Below are 5,265 nucleotides of genomic sequence, written 5' to 3'. Positions count from 1 at the left end.
TCATCGACTTGTCGATGCCCTGCTCGTCGAGCAGCGCTAGCCGGGGCGCCGGTTCACGCATCGCGGGGGTTGCCTCGATCGCCTTGCCCAGGATCTCGCGATGCGATTTGCCTTCCGGATTGCCGTTGTGGAAGTAGTCCTCCTGGGCACCCGGCGCGGCGACCTTATCGAAGGTCGGGTTGGGGATGTACTCGCTGATCTGTCCCAGCGTGGCGATCTTGGTCCGTCCGTCTACTTCCACGTAGCGGACGGCGCCATGGTACTCCGGCGGCAAGAACTTGGTGAGCGCATCGCGCGTCTCGTACATGTGGTTATCACCATCGAAGACCGGAAATCCCAGCTTCGGTGTCATCGAAGTCCTCCTTGGCGCGGCGGCTAGTATGCGTCAGACTCTAACAGTGAGTGCGTAGTTAGAGAATATGCCTCTACTTTTCTGCATGTAGCAACTCCGTTGAGAGTAAGGTGCTGGCTACGGCGCGAGTATGGGAGGAGCCCGAGGTGGATCTGCGTCTGACTGATGAGCAGCGCGCGGTTCGCGAGGCGTTCGCCGCGCTATTTCGCAAGGAGTCGACACCGCAGCGGGTTCGGATGGCCGAATCGACCGGCATGGATATGGCCTTGTGGCAGAGCTACGCCCAGGTCGAGGCGTTGGGGATCGGCATCCCATCGGATCACGGCGGCGCGGACGGCGGCCTGCTGGAATTGGCGTTGATCGCGCAGGAGGCGGGCCGTCGGCTAGCCCCGATTCCAATCGCGGAGACCGCGGCCGCGGCCCGTCTGCTTGGTCGCCTCGGCGAAAAAGAGCTGTTGGGGCGCGTGTTCACCGGATCGAACATTGTGTCGCTGGCAACGGGCAGTCGACCCGTGTGCGACCAACTTCTCGTCGACGGAGCGATCGCCCACGCGGTGCTGGCTTTCGACGGCAAATCTGTGCGTTATGTGACCCGACCGGACGGGCAGCCGACGATCCCGCACCGCAACCTCGGCGGCTTGCCTCTGGCGCGATGGGACGCCGCCACCGGCCGTTCGCTCGCCGATGGCGAGCCTGCGCGGGCCAAGTTCGCGAAGGCCCTGGACAACGTCCGTGTGCTCCGGGCCGCCGCGTTGATCGGGCTGGCCGAGGAAGCTGTGCAGATCGGGTCCGAGTACGCCAAAGTACGGATGGCGTTCGGCCAACCGATCGGGATGTATCAGGCCGTTGCGCATCCTTTCGCCGACATCCTGGGCGCCCTTGACGGCGCCCAACTCTTAGTCCAGAAGGCGTGTTGGGCGTTGGACAGCGAACATGACGACGGGCCTGCGCTTGCCTCGATGGCGTTCGTGTTCGCCGCCGAAACGGCCTATCAAGCCAGTCAGCACAGCCTCCACGTGCACGGCGGATACGGCTTCACCGAGGAGTACGACATCCAGCTCTACTACCGACGGGCCAAGGCTTGGACGGTGGCGTTCGCCGATCCCCGGCGTGAGCTTCTCGTCCTCGCGGATAGACGCTTCGGTCCCGCTCTCCCGGGAGGTCGCTGAGCCAATGGATTTCACCGAACCCGCGAACTGGAGCCGCATCCGCAGCGATGCCGAGGCATTCATCGCTGAGCACGTCACCCGCGAGGTGATCGAGAACGAGCGTCGAACCGGAGACGGCGTCGACCGGACGCTGACGCGCGAGCTCGGTGCGCGCGGTTGGGTCGCGCCGACCTGGCCGGTCGAGGAAGGCGGCGCCGGACTCGACCACTTCGAGGCGTCAGTGCTGTTGGACACCCTGCGCAAGGGCGGCGTCCCGACGATCGGGCCCGGCACCACGATGCTGCCGGCGAACGCGATCAAGGCCACGGGCTCCGAAGAACTCAAGGCCAGGATCCTGCCCGGCGTCGCCGCCGGTGAGACTCTGATCTGCCTGGGCTACACCGAACCGGCCGGCGGATCAGATGTCTTCGCCTGCGCGACGCGCGCTGAGCGCGACGGCGACGAGTGGATTATCAACGGACAGAAGATCTTTACTACCTTTGCCCACGTCGCTGACTACTGCTTCCTGCTCACTCGGTCGCAGCCAGGTTCGTCCGGCACCCGCGGTCTGACCATGCTGCTCGTACCACTGGATACACCCGGCATCGAGATCCGGGCGGTGCACACCATGGGCTACGAACGCACGAACGTCGTGTTCTACAACGACGTACGGGTCGCAGACACCAACCGAATCGGTGAGGCACATCAGGGCTTTTCGGTGATGCGAGCCGCCCTCGAAGCAGAGCAGAACATCGCACCGAGCGCGAGGACAAGATCGATCGCAGCAGATGCGCTCGAGTTCGCCCGCACGCAGCCCGGGCCAGACGGCGCCCCCTTGATCAACGACCACCTCGTTCGGGAGCGGCTGGCACGAATGGCGATGGAAGCCGAGGTCGCTGACCTGCTCGGGCTGCGTGTCGCGTTCTTGGATGCCGACGGCGAGAAACCGGGGCCGGTGTCGGCCCTGTTCGGCCCGGAAAGCTATGTCCGTGCCTCGGCCGCCGCGATCGACATAGCAGGAATGTCGGGACTGCTCGACTGGACCGACCCTGAGGCTCCCGTCGACGGCAGCATGGACGCGCACTATCGCAGCGCGGTCGCGACGACGATCTACGGCGGTTCCAGCGAAGTGCTCCGCAGCCTGATCGTCGAGAACCGGCTTGGCCTGCCCCGCAGTCGTCCACGGCGTTAACGTGGGTCTTATCAGCGGAACTGGCGGGCCAGCCAATCAGCGCTGTCATGCGCGGCACACCTGACGACCGCACAGTCGGTGAACATATCGAAGCCGTGCACCGCGCCGGCGTAGACATGAAGCTCGGTCAAGACACCGGCTCGGCAAAGCCGCCCGGCAAAGTCGATCGCCTCGTCGCGCAGGCAGTCGGCGGTGCCCACAGTGATGAACGTTGGTGGTAGCCCGGCCAACTCGACCGCCCGGGCCGGCGCCGCGTCGGATGGCACCTGGTCGGTTCCGTAGTGGTCGCCGAGGTAGGCGTGCCAGCCGAAAGCGTTGGATTCGCGACTCCACAGCGGGAGTCCGTCGAGCAGGCTCGAGGGGGTATTCATGCGGTCGTCGAGCATCGGGTATTCCAGGTACTGGAAGGCGACATGATTGTCACCCCTGTCACGCCAACGCAGCGCCAGAGCTGCGGCCAGTCCACCACCGGCGCTGCGACCCCCGACACCGATGCGGTGCGCATCGAGCCGCAGCTCGGCCGCGTGATCAACGATGTACCGCAACCCTTGGTCGCAGTCGTCGATCGCCGCGGGATATGGCGCTTCGGGGGCCAATCGGTACTCGACACTGACGCATACGCACGACAGCAGACGGCACCATGCGCCCAATCGGGCATCGTCCATGAAGCGGTTGCCTATCACCATCCCGCCGCCGTGCATCCAGAACAGAACCGGAAGATTGCCGACCGCATCGCGGGGGCGGAGAACGGTCATACTGACACCGCCGGCGGGTTCGGTCGTCAGATCAGTGTGCTCGATGTCGGGCGCCGCGACGGGCGTGAACACCGCATTCTCCCGCATCGTCGGCACGGTCTCGGCCGAGAATACGAAGTCAGGAATGTCGCGAACGGCTTCGCGGATTTCGGGGTCAAGCGCTTCTCGAGGCAGCATCATCATCAACCGCCTCCCAGCATGTGCCTGGCCGCTCCTACCAGGCCACCGTCGACGCGGATGTCACATCCGGAGATGAACGTCGCGGCGTCGGATTCGAGGAAGGCGACAAGTGCGGCGATGTCGTCGGTGCGGCCGGGCAGCGGGCTTCCCGATCGTTTGACGGGCGTCAGCTCGATCATCTGCGGAATTATCGGCTGCCGCTCGAGTTCCAGCCGACCCATCGCGGTGTCGATCAGGCCGGGCGAGATGGCGACGACGCGTCCCCCCTTGGCGCCCCAAGGCGTGGCCAGCCGTTCCGTCAGCCGCATCACCCCGCGCTTGGCCAGCACGTAAGCCGTCGCACTGTCGATCGGATGGCCCAGAGCCTGCTCAAGCGTGCTGAATAGCCCGTCGGACAGCGGATCGCACAGCAACTTCTCGATAGCCGGGTCGACGTCGCTGTATCCGGCGATCGAGCCGAATAGGATTGCCGAACTGCCCGGCTCGACCAGGGGGAACATTGCGTCGGTGATGCGCGCGCTGCCGACGAGGTCCACCTCGATTACCGTCCGGGCGTTGGCCATCTCGGGGGAGACCCCCACGGTGTGCACCAGACACCGAAAACGTCCCGAGGCGCTTACTCGCTGAGCCACAGCGGCGACGTCGGCGGGTGACGTCACATCGCATTGCACTGTGTCGACACGCGCTCCCTGTTCGCTGAGCATGGAGCGTGCTGCTTCCAGGTGCCCTTCGTCCGCGTCGACCAGCAACAAGCGGCCCCGCCCTGCGAGAGCGCAGGCAGAAGCAAGCCCCATCCCTCCGGCTCCGCCGGTAATCACGAGCACGTCGGCGTCGGCCATGTCAGAGCCTCTCGGTAGCCGCTACTTCGCTGCGCGTCAGCATAGTATGCTCGTTGCGTCTGACGCAGGTGACGTTCTACCGTTGAGACGTTGTATCTGTCAGAAAGAGATCACATGCTTCCCGAAGACGCAAGAATCATCTCCGTTGACGACCACGTCATCGAACATCCCCGCGTGTGGCTTGACCGGCTGCCCTCCAAGTACGAGGACGTCGCGCCGCGCATCGTGAAGCTTCCCGACGGCAACGACACCTGGCTCTACGAAGGGCGCCAGTCGGGCAACTTTGCCCTGAACGCCGTCGCAGGCAAGCACCCCCGGGAATTCGGCATGGACCCACGCAGCTACGACGACATGCTGCCGGGGTGTCATGACATCGCCGACCGCATCAAAGACATGGACATCGAGGGCACCTGGGCCCAGCTGTGCTTCCCGAACTTCGGCGGCTTCGCCGGCAGCACCTTCCATAAGGCCGAGGACAAGGACTTCGCGAAGCTGTGCATCAGCGCTTACAACGACTTCATCATCGATGAGTGGTGCGCCTACGCCCCCGAGCGCCAGATCCCGTTGGTGATGGTGCCGTTCTGGGACATCGACGCGTCGGTGGCCGAGATCGAACGCACCGCAGCCAAGGGGGCGAGGTCGGTTTCGTTCATCGAGGCCCCGCACAAACTTGGCTTGCCGTCGTTTCACACCGACCACTGGGATCCGATCCTGCGCATCTGCGAGGAAGCCGAACTTCCGCTGTCGATGCACTTCGGCTCCGGTGGCGTGCCGCAGGGGCTCGCGCCGGACGGCGACA

Annotated in this window: 5 protein-coding genes and 1 pseudogene; 3 read left to right on the top strand and 3 right to left on the bottom strand. The window is 64.9% G+C overall.

Annotation, left to right across the window (positions count from 1 at the left end):
- Nucleotides 1–352: pseudogene (locus ACLP9N_RS08210) on the bottom strand (amidohydrolase family protein); the annotation flags it as partial.
- 146 nt (nucleotides 353–498) lie between these two features.
- On the opposite strand from ACLP9N_RS08210, the gene ACLP9N_RS08205 reads away from it, so the two are divergent.
- Together ACLP9N_RS08205 and ACLP9N_RS08200 are read left to right on the top strand one after the other, a co-directional pair.
- Nucleotides 499–1,521: an acyl-CoA dehydrogenase family protein gene (locus ACLP9N_RS08205; RefSeq protein ID WP_442406924.1), complete on the top strand. Its 1,023-nt coding sequence runs from the start codon at nucleotides 499–501 to the stop codon at nucleotides 1,519–1,521.
- Nucleotides 1,522–1,525: 4 nt separating this feature from the next.
- Complete coding sequence (locus ACLP9N_RS08200) at nucleotides 1,526–2,692, top strand: acyl-CoA dehydrogenase family protein (RefSeq protein WP_442406923.1); 1,167 nt, start codon at nucleotides 1,526–1,528, stop codon at nucleotides 2,690–2,692.
- An 11-nt stretch (nucleotides 2,693–2,703) separates the two neighbouring features.
- On the opposite strand, the gene ACLP9N_RS08195 is transcribed toward ACLP9N_RS08200, so the two are convergent.
- Together ACLP9N_RS08195 and ACLP9N_RS08190 are read right to left on the bottom strand one after the other, a co-directional pair.
- Entirely contained in the window at nucleotides 2,704–3,630 is a 927-nt protein-coding gene (locus ACLP9N_RS08195; RefSeq protein ID WP_442406922.1) for an alpha/beta hydrolase, read from the bottom strand.
- Nucleotides 3,630–4,466 (bottom strand): SDR family oxidoreductase, encoded by an 837-nt coding sequence (locus ACLP9N_RS08190; RefSeq protein ID WP_442406921.1) that lies wholly within the window; start codon nucleotides 4,464–4,466, stop codon nucleotides 3,630–3,632. Before ACLP9N_RS08190 ends, ACLP9N_RS08195 begins: the two co-directional genes overlap by 1 nt.
- A 114-nt stretch (nucleotides 4,467–4,580) precedes the next feature.
- Between ACLP9N_RS08190 and ACLP9N_RS08185 the strand changes: the two genes are divergently transcribed.
- A partial coding sequence (locus tag ACLP9N_RS08185) for an amidohydrolase family protein (protein WP_442406920.1) occupies nucleotides 4,581–5,265 on the top strand: 685 nt, incomplete at its 3' end.

This window comes from Mycobacterium sp., from assembly GCF_052144515.1.
GTDB lineage: Bacteria > Actinomycetota > Actinomycetes > Mycobacteriales > Mycobacteriaceae > Mycobacterium.
The sequence above is the reverse complement of the archived record's forward strand: the minus strand, read 5'-3'. Positions and strand labels throughout refer to the sequence as shown.

Bases quoted from the DNA above. Each gene is read 5' to 3' on its own strand.
- ACLP9N_RS08200 (WP_442406923.1), top strand. From the start codon at position 1,526: ATGGATTTCACCGAACCCGCGAACTGGAGCCGCATCCGCAGCGATGCC.
- ACLP9N_RS08195 (WP_442406922.1), bottom strand. From the start codon at position 3,630: ATGATGATGCTGCCTCGAGAAGCGCTTGACCCCGAAATCCGCGAAGCC.
- ACLP9N_RS08190 (WP_442406921.1), bottom strand. From the start codon at position 4,466: ATGGCCGACGCCGACGTGCTCGTGATTACCGGCGGAGCCGGAGGGATG.